12 protein-coding genes and 3 rRNA genes are annotated in these 19,020 nt (G+C 66.7%); 13 read left to right on the top strand and 2 right to left on the bottom strand.

All coding sequences use genetic code 11. The annotated features are described in order from the left end of the window. The first annotated feature begins 3 nt into the window (after positions 1-3). From ABC304_RS15285 to argH, 8 genes are all read left to right on the top strand, one after another. Entirely contained in the window at positions 4-1,032 is a 1,029-nt protein-coding gene (locus ABC304_RS15285) for an NAD-dependent epimerase/dehydratase family protein (RefSeq protein WP_412931933.1), read from the top strand. A gap of 240 nt (positions 1,033-1,272) precedes the next feature. Next, positions 1,273-2,331, top strand: a complete 1,059-nt coding sequence (gene argC, locus ABC304_RS15280) for an N-acetyl-gamma-glutamyl-phosphate reductase (RefSeq protein WP_412931931.1) — start codon at positions 1,273-1,275, stop codon at positions 2,329-2,331. Beyond that, entirely contained in the window at positions 2,328-3,485 is a 1,158-nt protein-coding gene (gene argJ, locus ABC304_RS15275) for a bifunctional glutamate N-acetyltransferase/amino-acid acetyltransferase ArgJ (RefSeq protein WP_412931930.1), read from the top strand. Before argC ends, argJ begins: the two co-directional genes overlap by 4 nt. Further along, positions 3,482-4,390, top strand: coding sequence for an acetylglutamate kinase (argB, locus tag ABC304_RS15270; RefSeq protein ID WP_412931928.1), 909 nt, complete (start codon positions 3,482-3,484; stop codon positions 4,388-4,390). The genes argJ and argB overlap by 4 nt, the downstream gene beginning before the upstream one ends. Next, the gene (locus ABC304_RS15265) at positions 4,383-5,636 is read left to right on the top strand and encodes an acetylornithine transaminase (protein ID WP_412931927.1); all 1,254 of its coding nucleotides are present in this window, start codon (positions 4,383-4,385) and stop codon (positions 5,634-5,636) included. The genes argB and ABC304_RS15265 overlap by 8 nt, the downstream gene beginning before the upstream one ends. Then, complete coding sequence (gene argF, locus ABC304_RS15260) at positions 5,633-6,556, top strand: ornithine carbamoyltransferase (protein WP_412931925.1); 924 nt, start codon at positions 5,633-5,635, stop codon at positions 6,554-6,556. Before ABC304_RS15265 ends, argF begins: the two co-directional genes overlap by 4 nt. Positions 6,557-6,575: 19 nt before the next feature. Then, the gene (locus ABC304_RS15255) at positions 6,576-7,685 is read left to right on the top strand and encodes a heparan-alpha-glucosaminide N-acetyltransferase domain-containing protein (RefSeq protein WP_412931923.1); all 1,110 of its coding nucleotides are present in this window, start codon (positions 6,576-6,578) and stop codon (positions 7,683-7,685) included. A gap of 11 nt (positions 7,686-7,696) precedes the next feature. Then, positions 7,697-9,127 carry an argininosuccinate lyase gene (argH, locus tag ABC304_RS15250; protein WP_412931921.1) on the top strand — a complete coding sequence of 477 codons (1,431 nt, stop codon included), beginning with the start codon at positions 7,697-7,699 and terminating at the stop codon, positions 9,125-9,127. 6 nt (positions 9,128-9,133) lie between these two features. Here argH and ABC304_RS15245 read toward each other — a convergent pair whose 3' ends face one another. Then, positions 9,134-9,742: a hypothetical protein gene (locus ABC304_RS15245; protein ID WP_412931918.1), complete on the bottom strand. Its 609-nt coding sequence runs from the start codon at positions 9,740-9,742 to the stop codon at positions 9,134-9,136. 4 nt (positions 9,743-9,746) lie between these two features. Then, the gene (locus ABC304_RS15240) at positions 9,747-10,358 is read right to left on the bottom strand and encodes a DNA-binding protein (RefSeq protein WP_412931916.1); all 612 of its coding nucleotides are present in this window, start codon (positions 10,356-10,358) and stop codon (positions 9,747-9,749) included. 178 nt (positions 10,359-10,536) lie between these two features. Here ABC304_RS15240 and tyrS point away from each other — a divergent pair, with 178 nt between their 5' ends. The 5 genes from tyrS (at position 10,537) to rrf (ending at position 18,461) form a co-directional block, all read left to right on the top strand. Next, positions 10,537-11,841 carry a tyrosine--tRNA ligase gene (tyrS, locus tag ABC304_RS15235; protein ID WP_412931914.1) on the top strand — a complete coding sequence of 435 codons (1,305 nt, stop codon included), beginning with the start codon at positions 10,537-10,539 and terminating at the stop codon, positions 11,839-11,841. Between the two features lie 5 nt (positions 11,842-11,846). Beyond that, a complete protein-coding gene (locus tag ABC304_RS15230; RefSeq protein ID WP_412931912.1) occupies positions 11,847-12,710 on the top strand; it encodes a DUF4184 family protein in 864 nt (287 codons plus the stop codon). Positions 12,711-13,171: 461 nt separating this feature from the next. After that, positions 13,172-14,694 (top strand): 16S ribosomal RNA (locus ABC304_RS15225). A 437-nt stretch (positions 14,695-15,131) separates the two neighbouring features. Next, positions 15,132-18,241 (top strand): 23S ribosomal RNA (locus tag ABC304_RS15220). A gap of 103 nt (positions 18,242-18,344) precedes the next feature. Further along, positions 18,345-18,461: ribosomal RNA gene (gene rrf / locus ABC304_RS15215) — 5S ribosomal RNA — on the top strand. Together the 16S, 23S and 5S rRNA genes form the textbook arrangement of a ribosomal RNA operon. Positions 18,462-19,020: the final 559 nt, after the last annotated feature.

Genomic DNA, 19,020 nt, shown 5'->3' with positions numbered 1-19,020 from the left:
GACATGACCGACGTCCTCATCCTCGGTGGAACAGGCTGGCTGGGCGGCGCGACGGCCCGTCGGTGGATGGATGCCGGAGCCCGCGTCACCTGCCTCGCCCGCGGCGCGCGCGAAGCCCCCTTCGGTGCCGCGCTCGTGGCCGCCGACCGCGAGCACCGCGCGGCGTACGCGCGCGTGGCGGATCGCGAGTGGGACGAGGTGCTGGACGTCTCGTCCGACCCCGCGCACGTGGAGGCGGCCCTCACCGCGCTCGCCGGCCGCACCCGGCACTGGACGTACGTGTCGAGCGTCTCCGTCTACGCCTCGTCGGACGTCGCCGGGCAGGACGAGGGCGCGGCGCTCGCCGACCCCGCCGAGGCGGGCGAGCCGTACGACTACGCCCGCGCGAAAGCGGCCTGCGAGGCGTCCGTCCGCCGAGCCCTCGGCGGCCGTGCCGCGGTCGTGCGCCCCGGTCTGGTGGTCGGCCCCGGCGATCCGAGCGACCGCTTCGGCTACTGGCCCGCCCGCTTCGCGCTCGCCGGGGGAGAGCCGGTCCTCCTCCCCGAGGGCGACGACCGGATGGCGCAGGTCATCGACGTGCGGGATCTGGCGGACGAGATCGTCGCCCTGGGGCGCGAGCGCTGGGTCGGCACGATGAACGCGGTCGGCGACCCCGTGCCGCTCGCGCGTCTGCTGGAGCTCGCCCGCGAGACGGCCGGTCACACCGGTGAGCTCGTCGTCGCGGACGACGCGTGGCTCGAGCAGCACGACGTGCAGCACTGGGCCGGTCCCCGATCGCTGCCGCTGTGGCTGCCGCGCGACATGCCCGGCTTCACGACGCGCACCAACACCGTCTACCGACTGCTCGGCGGGACGCTCCGCGACCTGCGCGTCACCCTCGCCGACACCCTGGCCGACGAGCGTGCGCGGGGGCTGGACCGGGACCGCCGCAGCGGGCTCACGCGCGCCGAGGAGGAGGTGCTCCTCGCCGACCACCGGGCGGAGCACGACGCGCGCCGGCGTGACACCGGCCCGACCGGCGACATCGCCTGATTTGGCCGACCGCCGCGACTGCCGCTATCGTCGGCGCATGCCCTCGGCCGCCCCGGACCTGCAGATGCTCCCCGTGAGCATCGCTCCCGCGCGCCGACGCCGGGCCGGACGCCGACTCTAGGCGACGACCCGCTCTTCCGCCGTGCCGGCGGGTTCGAGTGCGTCGCCGCCCTCGCTCCCGCCCGTCATCCCGCGCCGCGCCGCCTCGCGTGCAGGCGCCCGCACCTTAAGGTGGAATCCATGACCTATTCGGTCGCCGTCTCCGGCGCCTCCGGCTACGCCGGCGGCGAGATCCTGCGCATCCTCGCCGCGCACCCCGACGTGGAGATCCGCACCGTCACGGCGCACTCCAACGCCGGGCAGCCGCTCGTCGCGCACCAGCCGCACCTGCGGTCGCTGCGTCACCTCGAGCTGCAGGAGACCACCCCGGAGGTGCTCTCCGGTCACGACATCGTCTTCCTCGCCCTCCCGCACGGACAGTCCGGCCAGTACACCGACGCGCTCTCCGAGACGGCGCTCGTCATCGACGCGGGCGCCGACCACCGACTGGAGTCGGTGGAGGACTGGGATCGCTTCTACGGAGGCTCCTTCCACGATCCGTGGGTCTACGGCGTGCCCGAGCTGCCCGTCGGCGGCGGAGTCCAGCGTGAACGGCTGATCGGGGCATCCCGCATCGCCGCCCCCGGCTGCAACGCCAGCACCGTGAGCCTCAGCCTCGCCCCCGGAGTGGCGGCCGGCGTGATCGACACCGCCGACATCGTCACGGTGCTCGCGGTGGGGCCGAGCGGTGCCGGCAAGAGCCTGAAGCCGAACCTGCTGGCGAGCGAGATCCTCGGCTCGGCCAACCCGTATGCCGTCGGCGGCACCCACCGGCACATCCCCGAGATCCGCCAGGCGCTGCGCGCGGCGCGCCCCGCGGGAGCGCCGGACGCCCCGATCCGCATCTCCTTCACACCCGTCATCGTGCCCATGTCCCGCGGCATCCTCGCCACCTCCAGCGCCCCGCTCGTCGAGGGCGTCTCCGACGCGGACGTCCGCGCCGCGTGGGAGGCGGCCTACGGCGACGAGACCTTCGTGCAGCTGCTGCCCGCGGGGGAGTTCCCCCGCACCGCCGACGTCCTCGGCGCGAACACCGCGCTCATGGGCATCGCGATCGACCGCGACGCCGGGCGCGTCGAGGTCGTCACCGCCGTCGACAACCTCGCCAAGGGCACCGCGGGGGCCGCCGTCCAGTCCATGAACATTGCGCTCGGCCTGCCCGAGGACCGCGCCCTCACCGTGAACGGAGTCGCGCCGTGAGCGTCACCGCGCCCCAGGGATTCGAGGCGGCCGGCGTCGTCGCGGGTCTGAAGTCGACCGGCAAGCCGGACCTCGCCGTCGTCGTGAACCGCGGCCCCCTCAAGGTGGGCGCCGCGGTGTTCACGAGCAACCGGGCCAAGGCCAATCCCATCATCTGGTCGCAGCAGGCGATCCAGGACGGGGTGGTCGAGGCCATCGTGCTGAACTCCGGCGGGGCCAACTGCTTCACCGGCAGCTTCGGGTTCCAGACCACCCACCAGACGGCCGAGAAGGCCGCGGAGCTGCTCGGGGTGAGCGCCGGGGACATCCAGGTCTGCTCGACCGGCCTCATCGGCGTCGGCGACGAAACCTTCCGCGCGAACGTGCTCTCGGGCACCGAGGACGCCATCGCGGCGCTCGGCTCCGACGGCGGCGTCGACGCGTCCCTGGCCATCATGACGACCGACTCGCGGCCGAAGCGCGTCGTGCTCGAGCGCGACGGCTGGGTCGTCGGCGCGATGGCGAAGGGCGCCGGGATGCTGGCCCCCGGCCTCGCCACCATGCTCGTCGTCATCACCACCGACGCCGTCCTGACGCCGCAGCAGGCCGACGAGCATCTCCGCCGCGCGACGCGGACGAGCTTCGACCGCCTCGACTCGGACGGCTGCATGTCGACCAACGACCAGGTGACGCTGCTGGCGAGCGGTGCCAGCGGCATCACTCCCGACGCCGACGCCTTCGGCGACGCGCTCGCCGCTGTGTGCCTCGACCTCGCCGAGCAGCTGCAGTCCGACGCGGAGGGCGCGAGCCACGACATCTCCATCCACGTGGTGCACGCGGCATCCGAGGACGACGCCGTGGAGGTGGGCCGCTCCGTGGCCCGCAACAACCTCTTCAAGGCGGCCATCTTCGGCAACGACCCGAACTGGGGGCGCGTGCTCGCCGCGATCGGCACGACCGACGCGGCTTTCGACCCCTACGACGTCGACGTCTGGATGAACGGCGTCCGCGTCTGCACCGGGGGCGGCCCCGACCGGCCGCGCGAGGAGGTCGACCTGACGCCCCGCGCCACCGACCTCGTCATCGACCTGCGGGTCGGCGACGCCGAGGCGACGATCCTCACCAACGACCTCACCCACGACTACGTCCACGAGAACAGCGCGTACGCCTCATGACCGGCATCGACCTCCAGGACACCGACCCGGCCGAGGCCAGCGTCAAGGCCGCCGCGATGATCGAGTCGCTGCCGTGGCTGCGGCAGTTCCGCGACCGGGTCGTGGTGGTCAAGTACGGCGGCAACGCGATGATCAGCGACGAGCTGCAGGAGGCGTTCGCCGCCGACATCGCCTATCTGCGCTACGTCGGCGTGAAACCGGTCGTCGTCCACGGCGGCGGCCCGCAGATCTCCTCGATGCTGGACCGGTTGGCGATCCCCAGCGAGTTCAAGGGCGGCTATCGCGTCACGAGCACCGAAGCCATCTCGGTCGTGCGGATGGTGCTCACGGGTCAGATCAACCCGCAGCTCGTGGCGAAGATCAACGCGCACGGACCGCTGGCCACCGGGCTGTCCGGAGAAGACGCCGGCCTCTTCGGCGGCCGCCGTCGGGGCGTGGTCATCGAGGGCGTCGAGCACGACCTGGGTCGCGTCGGCGACGTCACCGAGGTCGACCCGCAGCCGATCCTCGACCAGCTCGACGCGGGGCGCATCCCGGTCGTCTCCAGCATCGCGCCGGATCTCGACCACCCCGGCAACTCTCTGAATGTGAACGCGGATGCCGCGGCCGCCGCCCTCGCGGTCGCCCTGGGCGCCGCGAAGCTCGTCGTCCTCACCGACGTCGCCGGTCTCTACGCCGACTGGCCGAACCGCGACTCGCTCGTCTCCCACCTGACCTCCACCGAGCTGCGCGCGATGCTGCCGAAGCTCGAGTCGGGCATGATCCCGAAGATGCAGGCCTGCCTGGACGCCGTCGAGGGCGGCGTCGAGACGGCGGCGATCATCGACGGGCGGGTGCCGCACTCGGTGCTCGTGGAGATCTTCACCAGCAAGGGAATCGGAACAGAGGTGGTGCGCGGTGGCTGAACAGGCAGGTCCGACGTGGCAGGACGACGCGGGGCGCGACCTCGTGCGGAGCTTCGGAGACCGCATGGCCATGTTCGTGCGAGGGGAGGGCGCCCGGGTCTGGGACGCCGAGGGGCGTGAGTACCTCGACTTCCTCGCCGGGATCGCCGTCAACTCCCTCGGGCACGCCCACCCGGTCTTCGTGGAGGCCATCGCCGGGCAGGCCGCAACGCTGGCGCACGTGTCGAACTACTTCGCCACGCCGCCCCAGCTCGCGTTGGCCGGCCGGCTGAAGCGGCTCGCGGGCACCGGCGAGAGCGGCCGGGTCTACTTTGGCAACTCCGGCGCCGAGGCCAACGAGGCGGCGTTCAAGCTCGCGCGCCTGCACGGCGCGGCGAGCGGTCGCACCCGCATCCTGTCGCTCAAGAACGCCTTCCACGGCCGCACCATGGGCACGCTCGCCCTCACCGGGAAGCCGGCGATGCAGGAGCCGTTCCTGCCCATGGTGCCCGGTGTCGAGTTCATCGACTCCACCATCGAGGCGCTGGAGGATGCCATCGACGATCGCGTCGCCGCGCTGTTCGTCGAGCCCATCAAGGGCGAGGCCGGTGTCATGCCCCTGCCCGACGGCTACCTCGAGACCGCGCGCGCCCTCACGGAGCGTCACGGCGCGCTGCTCATCGTCGACGAGATCCAGACGGGCGCCGGGCGCACGGGGGAGTGGTTCGGCTTCCAGCACGCCGGCATCATCCCCGACGCCATCACGGTCGCCAAGGGCATCGGCGGCGGCTTCCCCATCGGCGCACTCATCACCTTCGGCGCGGCGAGCGAGCTGTTCTACCCCGGGACCCACGGCTCGACCTTCGGCGGCAACGCCCTGGGCACCGCGGTGGCCGGCGCCGTCCTCGCCGAGATCGAGCGCGCCGACCTCGTGCGCAACGCGGCGCGACGCGGCGCGCAGCTGCGCGAGGGGATCGCCGCGATCGGGTCGTCGCTGGTGGCCGGATGCCGCGGCCAGGGCCTCCTCATCGGCGTCGCGCTGCAGCATCCCGTCGCGAAAGCCGTCGTTGCGGCCGCCCAGGAGCACGGGCTCATCGTCAACGCGCCGAACGACACGACCATCCGCCTCGTGCCGCCGCTCACGATCGGCGATGCGGACGTCGAAGAGTTCCTCCGCCTCTTCGCCGCAGCCCTCGCGTCCGTCGAGGACGCGCTGCTCCTCGAGTCGGCGGACGCTGCCCCCGTCTCCGGGGCGGTGCCGGCATGACCCGTCACCTGCTGCGCGACGACGACCTGACGCAGGCCGAGCAGGGCGAGATCCTCGATCTCGCCCTCGAGCTCAAGAAGGACCGCTGGTCCGACCGCTCCCTCGCAGGACCGCAGACCGTCGCGGTCATCTTCGACAAGTCCTCCACGCGCACGCGCGTCTCCTTCGCGGTGGGCATCGCCGACCTGGGCGGGTCGCCGCTCATCATCTCCACCGCCAACAGTCAGCTCGGCGGCAAGGAGACCCCGGCCGACACGGCCCGCGTGCTCGAGCGCCAGGTCGCCGCCATCGTGTGGCGCACCTACGCCCAGGCGGGGCTCGAGGAAATGGCACGGGGCACGCGGGTGCCCGTCGTCAACGCGCTGAGCGATGACTTCCACCCCTGCCAGCTGCTGGCGGACCTGCTGACCATCCGCGAGCACAAGGGCGACCTCGCCGGCCTCACCCTCGCGTTCTTCGGCGACGGCCGCAGCAACATGGCGCACTCGTACGTGCTCGCGTGCGTCACGGCCGGCATGCACGTGCGCGTCGCCTCGCCCGAGGACTACGCACCGCGCGAGGACGTGATCGCCGATGCCGACCGCCGAGCCGCCGAGACCGGCGGTTCCGTCACGCTCCTGACCGATGCGAACGAGGCGGCCGCCGGTGCCGACGTCATCGTGACCGACACGTGGGTGTCGATGGGCAAGGAGGAGGAGAAGCTCGCACGCCTCCGCGATCTCGGCGGCTACAAGGTCACGCAGGACACCATGGACCTGGCCGACCCCAGGGCGATCTTCATCCACTGCCTCCCCGCCGACCGCGGGTACGAGGTCGACGCGGACGTCATCGACGGCCCGCAGAGCGTCGTCTGGGACGAGGCGGAGAACCGCCTCCACGCCCAAAAGGCGCTGCTGGTCTGGCTGCTCCGACAGCCGTGAGCCGGGTCGGCGGGCACGGGTGACGGCGGTCGGGAGGACCGCCGTCGCCCCGACCCGCGGCCTGCTCAAGCGCAACCTCGATCGCATCGACGGCGCGGACCGTGTCGCCGGTGTCGACCTCGCGCGCGGGCTGGCGGTCGTGGGGATGCTGGCGGCCCACCTGCTGATCGTCCCCATCCTCGTCCTCGGCGACCCGTCCACCTGGGCGGGTGTCGTGGACGGACGGTCGTCGATCCTCTTCGCGACCCTGGCCGGCGTGTCGCTGGGGCTCGCCACGGGCGGCCGTCGGCGGCGGACGGGTGATGCCCTCCGCGTCGCACGGCTCCGCCTGCTCGTGCGGGCCGCCGTCCTCTGGATCCTCGGGATCGCACTGATCCTCACCGGCGTCCCGGTGTACGTCATCCTCCCCGCCTACGCGCTCCTCTTCGTGCTCGCCGTGCCCTTCCTCCGCCTCGGCGCCCCCGTGCTCCTCGTCGTCGCCGCGGCATCCGCCGTCATCCTGCCGTTCGTGCAGCCGATCCTCGACGAGCAGCCGGTCTGGTCGGGCCGCGCGGGGGAGACGCTGTCCTTCGCGATCGGGTGGCATTACCCGTTCACCGTCTGGATCGCCTTCGTGCTCGCCGGACTCGGCATCGCGCGCGCGGGCGTCGACCGTCTGCGTGTGCAGCTCTGGATGGTCGGCGCCGGTGCCGCTCTGGCCGCGGTCGGGTACGGGGCGGATGCTGCGCTCGGCACCCCCGCGGACGCCTATGCCGCGCAGGTCTGGACGGCGGCGCCGCACTCGAGCGGGGTGCTCGAGGTGATCGGCTCCGGCGGCTTCGCGATCGCCGTCACCGGGCTCTGCCTTCTCCTGTGCCGCACGGGCCTCCGTGTCGTCGTGCTGCCCCTGCGGGCCACCGGAGCCATGCCCCTCACCGCATACACCGCGCAGCTGGTGGTGTGGGCGGTCTGGGCGGCATCGGTGCTCGGCGACGCCGGCGACCTCAGCGGCTTCCGCGCGCTGGATCCCTTCCCCGTCATCACTCTGGCGACCATCGCCGGGTGCACGGCGTGGGCGCTGCTGATCGGCCGCGGACCCCTCGAATGGGTGCTCGACCGCGTCGCTCGCCTCGTTCCGTCGCGCGGCTAGGCTGGTCGATCGTGAGCGACGAGACCAACGACCGCACGAACGACGGCGCCCTCTGGGGCGCCCGATTCGCCTCCGGACCCTCACCGGAGCTCGCGGCGCTCTCGCGCTCGACGCACTTCGACTGGGCGCTGGCGCTGTACGACATCGCCGGCTCCCACGCGCACGCGAAGGCTCTGGCGGCGGCGGGCTACCTCACCGCCGACGAGGAGCAGCGCATGCACGCCGGTCTCGACGCGCTCGCCGCGGCGGTCTCCGCCGGGACGCTCGTGGCCGGACCCGACGACGAGGACGTCCACGGTGCGCTGGAGCAGGCGCTGATCGTCGAGGTGGGCCCCGAACTCGGTGGGAAGCTGCGCGCGGGTCGCAGCCGCAACGACCAGATCGCGACGCTGGTGCGGCTCTACCTCCTCGACCACTCGCGCGTCATCGCGCGCGACGTGCTGCGACTGGTCGACGCGATCGTCGCCCAGGCCGACGCGCACCCGGCGGCCATCATGCCCGGTCGCACGCACCTCCAGCACGCCCAGCCGGTGCTTCTCGCGCACCACCTGCAGGCCCACGCGTGGCCGCTCGTGCGCGACCTCGAGCGCCTGCGCGACTGGACCGCGCGCGCGACGGTCTCGCCCTACGGCGGGGGCGCGCTCGCCGGGTCGTCGCTCGGGCTCGACCCGCAGCTCGTCGCCGAAGAACTCGGCTTCGCGCGTCCGTCTGAGAACTCGATGGACGGCACCGCCGCACGCGACGTGGTGGCGGAGTTCGCGTACATCTCCGCGCAGATCGGCGTCGACCTCTCGCGGTTCGCCGAGGACATCATTATCTGGAACACGCGGGAGTTCGGCTTCGTGCAGCTGCACGACGCGTACTCGACCGGTTCGAGCATCATGCCGCAGAAGAAGAACCCCGACATCGCCGAGCTGGCGCGCGGCAAGTCCGGGCGTCTGATCGGCAACCTCACCGGACTCCTGGCGACCCTCAAGGCCCTGCCGCTGGCCTACAACCGCGATCTGCAGGAGGACAAGGAGCCGGTCTTCGACTCCGTCGTCACCCTAGAGGTGCTGCTCCCGGCCTTCGCCGGCATGATCGCCACGCTGCGGTTCGACACGGAGCGCATGGCGCAGCTCGCTCCGCAGGGATTCTCACTGGCGACCGACGTGGCCGACTGGCTCGTGCGGAAGGGACGCCCGTTCCGCGAGGCGCACGAGATCTCCGGCGCGCTGGTCAAGTTCTGCGAGGAGCGGGGGCTCGAGCTCCACGAGGCGGACGACGCCGCCCTCGCGGGCATCTCGGCCGACCTGACCCCGGACGTGCGCGATGTGCTCACGATCGAGGGCTCCGTCGCGAGCCGCTCCGGAGTGGGCGGCACCGCCGGCGTGCGCGTCGACGAGCAGCGCGCGGAACTCGTGGCGCGGGCTCAGGCGGTCACGCACGCCCTCGGTCTCTGACGGCCGTCACCAGATGGCGAGGCGGATCAGCCCGCCCAGCACGGCCGCCCACAGGAGACTGGAGAGCGTGCCGATGATGAAGCGCTCGCGCGACTGGGCCTCGGACAGCTCCGAGAACCGTCCGACGCCCTTCACCGCCACGACGACCGCGATGGCCTCGGGGAAGCCGGCGATGATGGCCACGGCGACGGCGGTGCGCTCGAGGTAGCCGATCGTCGTGCCGCCGCGCATGACCTCCCGCGTGGAGGCGATCGCCGACGGGTCGTCCTCCGCTCCGGGGCGCGGCGGAGCCTGCACGAGGATGCCGCCCGCGATGCCCTCGCGGACCGATCCGCGCGTCGCGATGTCGAGGATGCGCCGGGTGACCGAGTCGCCGCCGACGACGGCGACGGCGGTGCCGAGCATGGCGAGCCCCAGACCGACCCAGATCGGCACGTTCGCCGGAGCGATGGCCACGACGAGCAGCGCTGCCACCACGAGGCCGGCCGCGGTGATCAGGGGGGCGTTCGCGGGCTTGCGCAGGCTCACGGTGACGAGGGCGAGCGCTCCGCTCAGCGCGAGGTAGAGGAATATCGACAGGATCGCCGTGAGGATCGCGTCGGGAACGAGCACCATTCCGTCAGTCTCGCATGGGCCCCGGACGCCGGTTCAGCGCGTCGAGCACCGCCGCGAGCGCCGGGATCGCGGCCTCCTCGGCGCGGAGTCCCGCGGCCTTCGCCCTCAGGCTGACCGCCGTCTCCGTGATGCCCAGCCGTGCCGCGATCTCCTTCTGCGTCAGACCCTCGGACAGCAGATCGGCGACCTCCCATCCCGGGCCGGTTCGGCGTTCGCGCAGCTCGAGGAGGAGGCGGATGAGCGCTTCCGCTCCGTCGGCCTCCGCGGCGTCGGCGGCCGTCAGCGCGAGCCGCCACTGCGACGGCTTCGCCCGGTCGACCGCATCGCGGGCATGGATGAACGCGGGTCCGCGAGCCGCGCGGATGTCGTCGGGAAGCGGATGCTGCACCTCGCCGACCCCGATCCCGACGCTCCAGACGCCCGTCCGTACGAGGTGGAGGGCGACGTCCAGGGCCGTCCGCCCGTCGTCCGTGGCCGCCTGCACCTCGTCGCCGGCGTTGCGGTCCGGAGCGAGTGCGAGTCGGCGACCCGCCCGGCGCGTGACGTCGGCGAGCGCGGAGGGCACGAGATCGTCGCTGGTCCGGCTGCCGCGCTGGTCAGCGGTGATGACGAACATGCTCGCTCCAGTCCACAGACTTACTATCTGGCCGATTATGTCATGAAGCATAAGTAAGGTCCAGGACGATACGTCTGAGGTTTGCAGGCTTCATCCTCTTCCACTGAAGCCCTGTCACCTCATCAGACGCCGCGTCCGACGGCCGAGACGACGGAGGTGCCGCTGATAACCTCGACCCGTGTCAGCCGCAGTGATCCCGACCGCGCCCGCCAACGATCCGTCGTTCGACAACGTCTGGGACGAGCTCGTCTGGCGCGGCCTCGTGCAGGTGTCCACCGACGAGCAGGCGCTGCGCACCATGCTCGGCGGAGAGCCGATCACGTTCTACTGCGGATTCGACCCGACGGCCCCGAGCCTGCACCTCGGCAATCTCGTGCAGCTGCTCACGATGCGCCGTCTGCAGCTGGCCGGTCATCGCCCGCTCGGGCTGGTCGGCGGCTCCACCGGCCTGATCGGCGACCCCCGGCCGACGGCCGAGCGCACTCTGAACGAACGCGAGACGGTCGAGGAGTGGGTGGGATACCTGCGGGCGCAGGTCGAGCGCTTCCTCGACGTCGACGGACCGAATGCCGCCCGCATGGTCAACAACCTCGACTGGACCGCGCCGCTCAGCGCCATCGACTTCCTGCGCGAGATCGGCAAGCACTACCGTGTGGGCACGATGATCCGCAAGGACGCGGTCGCGGCACGCCTCAACTCCGAGGCGGGCATCAGCTACACGGAGTTCAGCTACCAGATCCTGCAGGGTCTGGACTACCTGGAGCTGTACCGCCAGTACGGGTGCAGGCTGCAGACCGGCGGCAGCGATCAGTGGGGCAACCTCACAAGCGGAACCGATCTCATCCACCGCGTCGAGGGCGTGTCCGTGCATGCCATCGGCACGCCGCTGATCACCAACAGCGACGGTACGAAGTTCGGCAAGAGCGAGGGCAATGCGATCTGGCTGGATGCTGCGATGTGCAGCCCGTACCGGATGTACCAGTTCTGGCTCAACACCGATGACGCCGACGTGATCTCGCGGTTGAAGATCTTCACGTTCCTCTCCAAGGCGGAGATCGAGGAGTTCGAGGAGCTCGTCGCCGCCGAGCCGTTCCGCCGCGAGGCCCAGAAGAGGCTCGCCCGCGAGGTGACGGCGTTCGTCCACGGTCCGGATGCCGCGGCATCCGTCGTGGCGGCCTCGGAGGCGCTCTTCGGGCAAGGGGATCTGACGGCGCTGGATGCCGCGACCCTCCGCAGCGCGCTCGAGGAGCTTCCGCACACCCGGGTGTCGGAGCCGACGACGGTCGTGCAGGCGCTCGTCGCGACGGGACTGACCGCCAGCCTGTCCGAGGCGCGGCGCGCCGTCGCCCAGGGCGGCGTCAGCGTGGACGGGCATCGGGTCGACGACGAGAACACCGTCATCGCCGGAGCGCTGCCCGGTGGCGCCTCCGTGCTGCGCCGCGGGAAGAAGACGCTCGCCGGCGTCTTCGTCTCCTCGAGCTGACGCGCATGCCCTTCACCGCCAGCCACGCGGTCGTCGCGCTGGCGTTCGTGCGCACGCCGCTCGTGCCGGCGGCCATCGCGATCGGGGCGATGACGCCCGACCTCCCGCTGTTCCTCCGCGGGTGGGGGATCGACTACGGCCGCACGCACAGCCTGTCCTGGCTGCCGGTGACGATGCTCGTGGCGCTGGCACTGCTGCTGGTCTGGCGCTGCCTGCTGCGTCCGGCCGTCCGCGAATTGCTGCCGCGCACGGTGGCGCGCCGGATCCCGGCGGACTGGGATACGGGCCCGGTCGCCGCACTGCGGGAGACGTTCGGCGGCACGGACGGCAGCAAGCTCCGCTCGACCGCTCTGCTGCTGATCTCGCTGGCCCTCGGAGTGGCGAGTCACATCGCCTGGGACGTGTTCACCCACGAGGGACGCTGGGGTACGGAGCTGCTGCCGGTGCTCGACCAGGACTGGGGTCCGCTCACCGGCTACAAGTGGCTGCAGCACGGATCGAGCGTCGTCGGCCTGGTCGTCATCGCCGTCTGGGCTGCGTGGGCTCTCCGCAGGAGACCCGCCGGCTGGGGACCGGAGCGGCTGCTCCCTGTGGCCGTGCGGTTCAGCTGGTGGCTCTCCCTCCCCGCCGTCCTCGTCCTCGCGTGGGGCACGGGGCTGGTCATCTATGGTCCGCTGTCGCCGACATGGACGGTCGCGCATCTCGCATACCGCGTGCTGCCGCCGGCGTGCGCGGTGTGGGGTGTCCTCACGCTCCTGCTGTGCACCGTCGTCGTCGTCGTGCGCCGCGCTGTGCTGCGGCCGGGGGAGCGCGCGAAGCGATCCGACACGCCCGGGACGACGCCTGATTTGCCGACTCCCGGAGCCTGACGTAACGTATTACTTGTTCGCCCCACAGGGTTGCGAGAGGCTCAGAGCTTCACCCCCTCACGTTGGCGAACACGCCTCACCTTGGAACGGTTTCAGCCGGGCCACTTGAGGATCGCGGGCCTCCGGGTCTACGATGGAAATCCCCCTCCGAGCAGTGCGAGCAGCAGTTCGCCTCTCGAAGCACATGGACGGTCTCTTGGATCGACATGACCAATCGGGGGTAGGTTTGTGAAGTTGCCCTTCCGGCAGACACGCGAGTGTCGACGGGGGGTGCGTCCGTTCCTTGAGAACTCAACAGTGTGCACTTGTCATATGCCAATGAACCTCGCAACTGATCCTTTTTTGGGTTGGTTGGTGAGATTTCTTTGAGATTAATTGAATTGTCAGTGATGGCATTCTTTTGGTCAGGTTGAACTCGCATGACTTTTCGCCTTTTTCCGGTGGGGGTTGTGCATCATTTTTTTATGGAGAGTTTGATCCTGGCTCAGGATGAACGCTGGCGGCGTGCTTAACACATGCAAGTCGAACGGTGAAGCCAAGCTTGCTTGGTGGATCAGTGGCGAACGGGTGAGTAACACGTGAGCAACCTGCCCCGGACTCTGGGATAAGCGCTGGAAACGGCGTCTAATACCGGATATGAACCACAGCCGCATGGTTGGTGGTTGGAAAGATTTTTTGGTTCGGGATGGGCTCGCGGCCTATCAGCTTGTTGGTGAGGTAATGGCTCACCAAGGCGTCGACGGGTAGCCGGCCTGAGAGGGTGACCGGCCACACTGGGACTGAGACACGGCCCAGACTCCTACGGGAGGCAGCAGTGGGGAATATTGCACAATGGGCGGAAGCCTGATGCAGCAACGCCGCGTGAGGGATGACGGCCTTCGGGTTGTAAACCTCTTTTAGCAAGGAAGAAGCGAAAGTGACGGTACTTGCAGAAAAAGCGCCGGCTAACTACGTGCCAGCAGCCGCGGTAATACGTAGGGCGCAAGCGTTATCCGGAATTATTGGGCGTAAAGAGCTCGTAGGCGGTTTGTCGCGTCTGCTGTGAAAACTGGAGGCTCAACCTCCAGCCTGCAGTGGGTACGGGCAGACTAGAGTGCGGTAGGGGAGATTGGAATTCCTGGTGTAGCGGTGGAATGCGCAGATATCAGGAGGAACACCGATGGCGAAGGCAGATCTCTGGGCCGTAACTGACGCTGAGGAGCGAAAGGGTGGGGAGCAAACAGGCTTAGATACCCTGGTAGTCCACCCCGTAAACGTTGGGAACTAGTTGTGGGGGCCATTCCACGGTCTCCGTGACGCAGCTAACGCATTAAGTTCCCCGCCTGGGGAGTACGGCCGCAAGGCTAAAACTCAAAGGAATTGACGGGGACCCGCACAAGCGGCGGAGCATGCGGATTAATTCGATGCAACGCGAAGAACCTTACCAAGGCTTGACATATACGAGAACGGGCCAGAAATGGTCAACTCTTTGGACACTCGTAAACAGGTGGTGCATGGTTGTCGTCAGCTCGTGTCGTGAGATGTTGGGTTAAGTCCCGCAACGAGCGCAACCCTCGTTCTATGTTGCCAGCACGTAATGGTGGGAACTCATGGGATACTGCCGGGGTCAACTCGGAGGAAGGTGGGGATGACGTCAAATCATCATGCCCCTTATGTCTTGGGCTTCACGCATGCTACAATGGCCGGTACAAAGGGCTGCAATACCGTGAGGTGGAGCGAATCCCAAAAAGCCGGTCCCAGTTCGGATTGAGGTCTGCAACTCGACCTCATGAAGTCGGAGTCGCTAGTAATCGCAGATCAGCAACGCTGCGGTGAATACGTTCCCGGGTCTTGTACACACCGCCCGTCAAGTCATGAAAGTCGGTAACACCTGAAGCCGGTGGCCCAACCCTTGTGGAGGGAGCCGTCGAAGGTGGGATCGGTAATTAGGACTAAGTCGTAACAAGGTAGCCGTACCGGAAGGTGCGGCTGGATCACCTCCTTTCTAAGGAGCATCTGGCAGCTGGCGTCCTCCTTTGGGGGTCGTGTGGTTGTCCAGGCGCCAGTTCGAGACGAATGTTCTCGCTGGTAGCTCATGGGTGGAACATATGACGAGGTGCTGTTCGGGTTGTTCCGGGCTGAGTACGCCGCTTGCGGTGGGAAAGGTTCGGGGTGGTCGGGGTGGCACATGCACGCTGTTGGGTCCTGAGGGACCGATCGTGACTGCTTTCGGGTGGTTGCTTCTTTCCTCTGGGCCTTGCCTTCTGTCACCGGATGGTGGTGGGGGTGGGGTACCGCCCGTACTTTGAGAACTACACAGTGGACGCGAGCATCTTCAAGATGACCTGTAAGGGTTGTCTTGTTTTGATGATCTTAAAGATCATTAGTCAATTTCGAGTCACACCTTTGGGTGTGGTCCGATTCTTTGATGAACTCATGTGATTTCAAGTCTTTAAGAGCAAACGGTGGATGCCTTGGCATCTGGAGCCGAAGAAGGACGTAGCAATCTGCGATAAGCCTCGGGGAGTGGATAAGCACACTGTGATCCGAGGGTGTCCGAATGGGGAAACCCCGCTGGGCGGCGTGCCGACCTAGTGACTCCCGCCTGAATATATAGGGCGGGTAGAGGGAACGTGGGGAAGTGAAACATCTCAGTACCCACAGGAAGAGAAAGCAACCGCGATTCCGTTAGTAGTGGCGAGCGAAACCGGAACAGGCTAAACCGAGTACGTGTGATATCCGGCAGGAGTTGCGTATTCGGGGTTGTGGGACTTTTCGGGCTGCTCTGCCGAGCAGCCGGCGTGACAAGAAGGTATAGACGAACAGGATTGAAAGCCTGGTCATAGAGGGTGTGAACCCCGTAGTCGAAATGCCTTGTCTTGGCGTGAAGAGTATCCCAAGTAGCACGGGGCCCGAGAAATCCCGTGTGAATCTGTCAGGACCACCTGATAAGCCTAAATACTCCCAGATGACCGATAGCGGACAAGTACCGTGAGGGAAAGGTGAAAAGTACCCCGGGAGGGGAGTGAAATAGTACCTGAAACCGTTTGCTTACAAACCGTTGGAGCCTCCTTAGTAGGGGTGACAGCGTGCCTTTTGAAGAATGAGCCTGCGAGTTAGCGATATGTGGCGAGGTTAACCCGTGTGGGGTAGCCGTAGCGAAAGCGAGTCTGAATAGGGCGATTCAGTCGCATGTCCTAGACCCGAAGCGAAGTGATCTATCCATGGCCAGGTTGAAGCGACGGTAAGACGTCGTGGAGGACCGAACCCACTTAGGTTGAAAACTGAGGGGATGAGCTGTGGATAGGGGTGAAAGGCCAATCAAACTTCGTGATAGCTGGTTCTCTCCGAAATGCATTTAGGTGCAGCGTTGCGTGTTTCTTGCCGGAGGTAGAGCTACTGGATGGCCGATGGGCCCTACAAGGTTACTGACGTCAGCCAAACTCCGAATGCCGGTAAGTGAGAGCGCAGCAGTGAGACTGTGGGGGATAAGCTTCATAGTCGAGAGGGAAACAACCCAGACCACCAACTAAGGTCCCTAAGCGCGTGCTAAGTGGGAAAGGATGTGGAGTTGCTTAGACAACCAGGAGGTTGGCTTAGAAGCAGCCACCCTTGAAAGAGTGCGTAATAGCTCACTGGTCAAGTGATTCCGCGCCGACAATGTAACGGGGCTCAAGCACGTCACCGAAGTTGTGGCATTGACATTTTTGGTAGGCCTTCGTGGTCCAGCCGTGTTGATGGGTAGGAGAGCGTCGTGTGGCCAGCGAAGCGGCGGTGTGAACCAGCCGTGGAGGCTACACGAGTGAGAATGCAGGCATGAGTAGCGAATGACGTGTGAGAAACACGTCCTCCGAAAGACCAAGGGTTCCAGGGTCAAGCTAATCTTCCCTGGGTAAGTCGGGACCTAAGGCGAGGCCGACAGGCGTAGTCGATGGACAACGGGTTGATATTCCCGTACCGGCGAAGAACCGCCCAAGCTAATCCAGTGGTGCTAAGTGCCTGAATCCCAGTGCATCGATCCCTTCGGGGTGAGAGCGTTGGGCCTAGCGCACGACCCCATGCTGGTGCGGTTAGCGTATTAACAGGTGTGACGCAGGAAGGTAGCCCAACCCGGGCGATGGTTGTCCCGGGGCAAGTGCGTAGGCCGAGTGATAGGCAAATCCGTCACTCATTAAGGCTGAGACACGATGCGGATAAAAAGTGGGTGATCCTATGCTGCCAAGAAAAGCATCGACGCGAGGTTCCAGCCGCCCGTACCCCAAACCGACTCAGGTGGTCAGGTAGAGAATACCAAGGAGATCGAGAGAATCGTGGTTAAGGAACTCGGCAAAATGCCCCCGTAACTTCGGGAGAAGGGGGGCCATCCACTTATACCAGCTTGCCTGGAAAAGGGTGTGGTGGCCGCAGAGACTAGTGGGTAGCGACTGTTTACTAAAAACACAGGTCCGTGCCAAGTCGCAAGACGATGTATACGGACTGACGCCTGCCCGGTGCTGGAAGGTTAAGAGGACCGGTTAGCCGCAAGGCGAAGCTGAGAATTTAAGCCCCAGTAAACGGCGGTGGTAACTATAACCATCCTAAGGTAGCGAAATTCCTTGTCGGGTAAGTTCCGACCTGCACGAATGGCGTAACGACTTCCCAACTGTCTCAACCGCGAACTCGGCGAAATTGCATTACGAGTAAAGATGCTCGTTACGCGCAGCAGGACGGAAAGACCCCGTGACCTTTACTATAGCTTTGTATTGGTGTTCGGTGTGGCTTGTGTAGGATAGGTGGGAGACTTTGAAGCGTGGACGCCAGTTCATGTGGAGTCATTGTTGAAATACCACTCTGGTCACTCTGGATATCTAACTTCGAACCGTGATCCGGTTCAGGGACAGTGCATGGTGGGTAGTTTAACTGGGGCGGTTGCCTCCCAAAAAGTAACGGAGGCGCCCAAAGGTTCCCTCAACCTGGTTGGTAATCAGGTGGCGAGTGTAAGTGCACAAGGGAGCTTGACTGTGAGACTGACAGGTCGAGCAGGGACGAAAGTCGGGACTAGTGATCCGGCAGTGGCTTGTGGAAGCGCTGTCGCTCAACGGATAAAAGGTACCTCGGGGATAACAGGCTGATCTTGCCCAAGAGTCCATATCGACGGCATGGTTTGGCACCTCGATGTCGGCTCGTCGCATCCTGGGGCTGGAGTAGGTCCCAAGGGTTGGGCTGTTCGCCCATTAAAGCGGTACGCGAGCTGGGTTTAGAACGTCGTGAGACAGTTCGGTCCCTATCCGCTGCGCGCGCAGGAAGTTTGAGAGGATCTGACCCTAGTACGAGAGGACCGGGTTGGACGAACCTCTGGTGTGTCAGTTGTTCCGCCAGGAGCACCGCTGATTAGCTACGTTCGGGATGGATAACCGCTGAAAGCATCTAAGCGGGAAGCCGGCCTCAAGATGAGACTTCCATACCATTTATGGTGAGAGGCTCCCAGCCAGACTACTGGGTTGATAGGCCGGATGTGGAAGCGTGGCAACACGTGAAGCTGACCGGTACTAATAAGCCGATGACTTGATAACACACCGTTCTGAGGTGTTTGCGTCCACTGAGTGGTTCTCGATGTACGGTCGAGAACCGCACCAACAACTGTTGTTGTGTGCACGATTGAAACATCACAAGTGTTTCGGCGGCCATAGCGAGAGGGAAACGCCCGGTCACATTCCGAACCCGGAAGCTAAGCCTCTCAGCGCCGATGGTACTGCAGGGGGGACCCTGTGGGAGAGTAGGACACCGCCGAACAACCTCTTTGAAAACACGAAATGGCCACCCCGCGGGTGGCCATTTCGCGTTAACAACCTCACAGTGAAAAGGATGGATCCCCCATGGCCGAAGACGAGCAGCGCAACGATCGCGCACGGCGTTCCGGATCCGGGTCTACGGGTGGCAGACGTCCTTTCACTGCGCGCGACGCCTCGAGTGGCGCGCGTCCCGGCCGTGATGGTGAGCGGAAGTCGTATCCGCCGCGTGATGGTGAGCGGAAGTCGTACCCGCCGCGTGATGGTGAGCGGAAGTCGTACCCGCCGCGTGATGGCGAGCGGAAGTCGTACCCTTCTCGCGACGGTGAGCGGAAGTCGTACCCGCCACGTGATGGCGAGCGGAAGTCGTACCCTTCTCGCGACGGTGAGCGGAAGTCGTACCCGCCACGTGATGGCGAGCGCAGGTCGTACCCTTCTCGCGATGGCGAGCGGAAGCCGTACGAGAAGCGCGACGGCGACCGGCCCTACGCAGCTCGCGACGGTGAGCGCAGGTCGTACCCGCCCCGCAATGGTGAGCGGAAGTCGTACCCGCCCCGCGATGG

Origin of the sequence: Microbacterium jepli, assembly GCF_047237905.1 — a bacterium.
Lineage (GTDB): Bacteria > Actinomycetota > Actinomycetes > Actinomycetales > Microbacteriaceae > Microbacterium.
The sequence above is the reverse complement of the archived record's forward strand: the minus strand, read 5'-3'. Positions and strand labels throughout refer to the sequence as shown.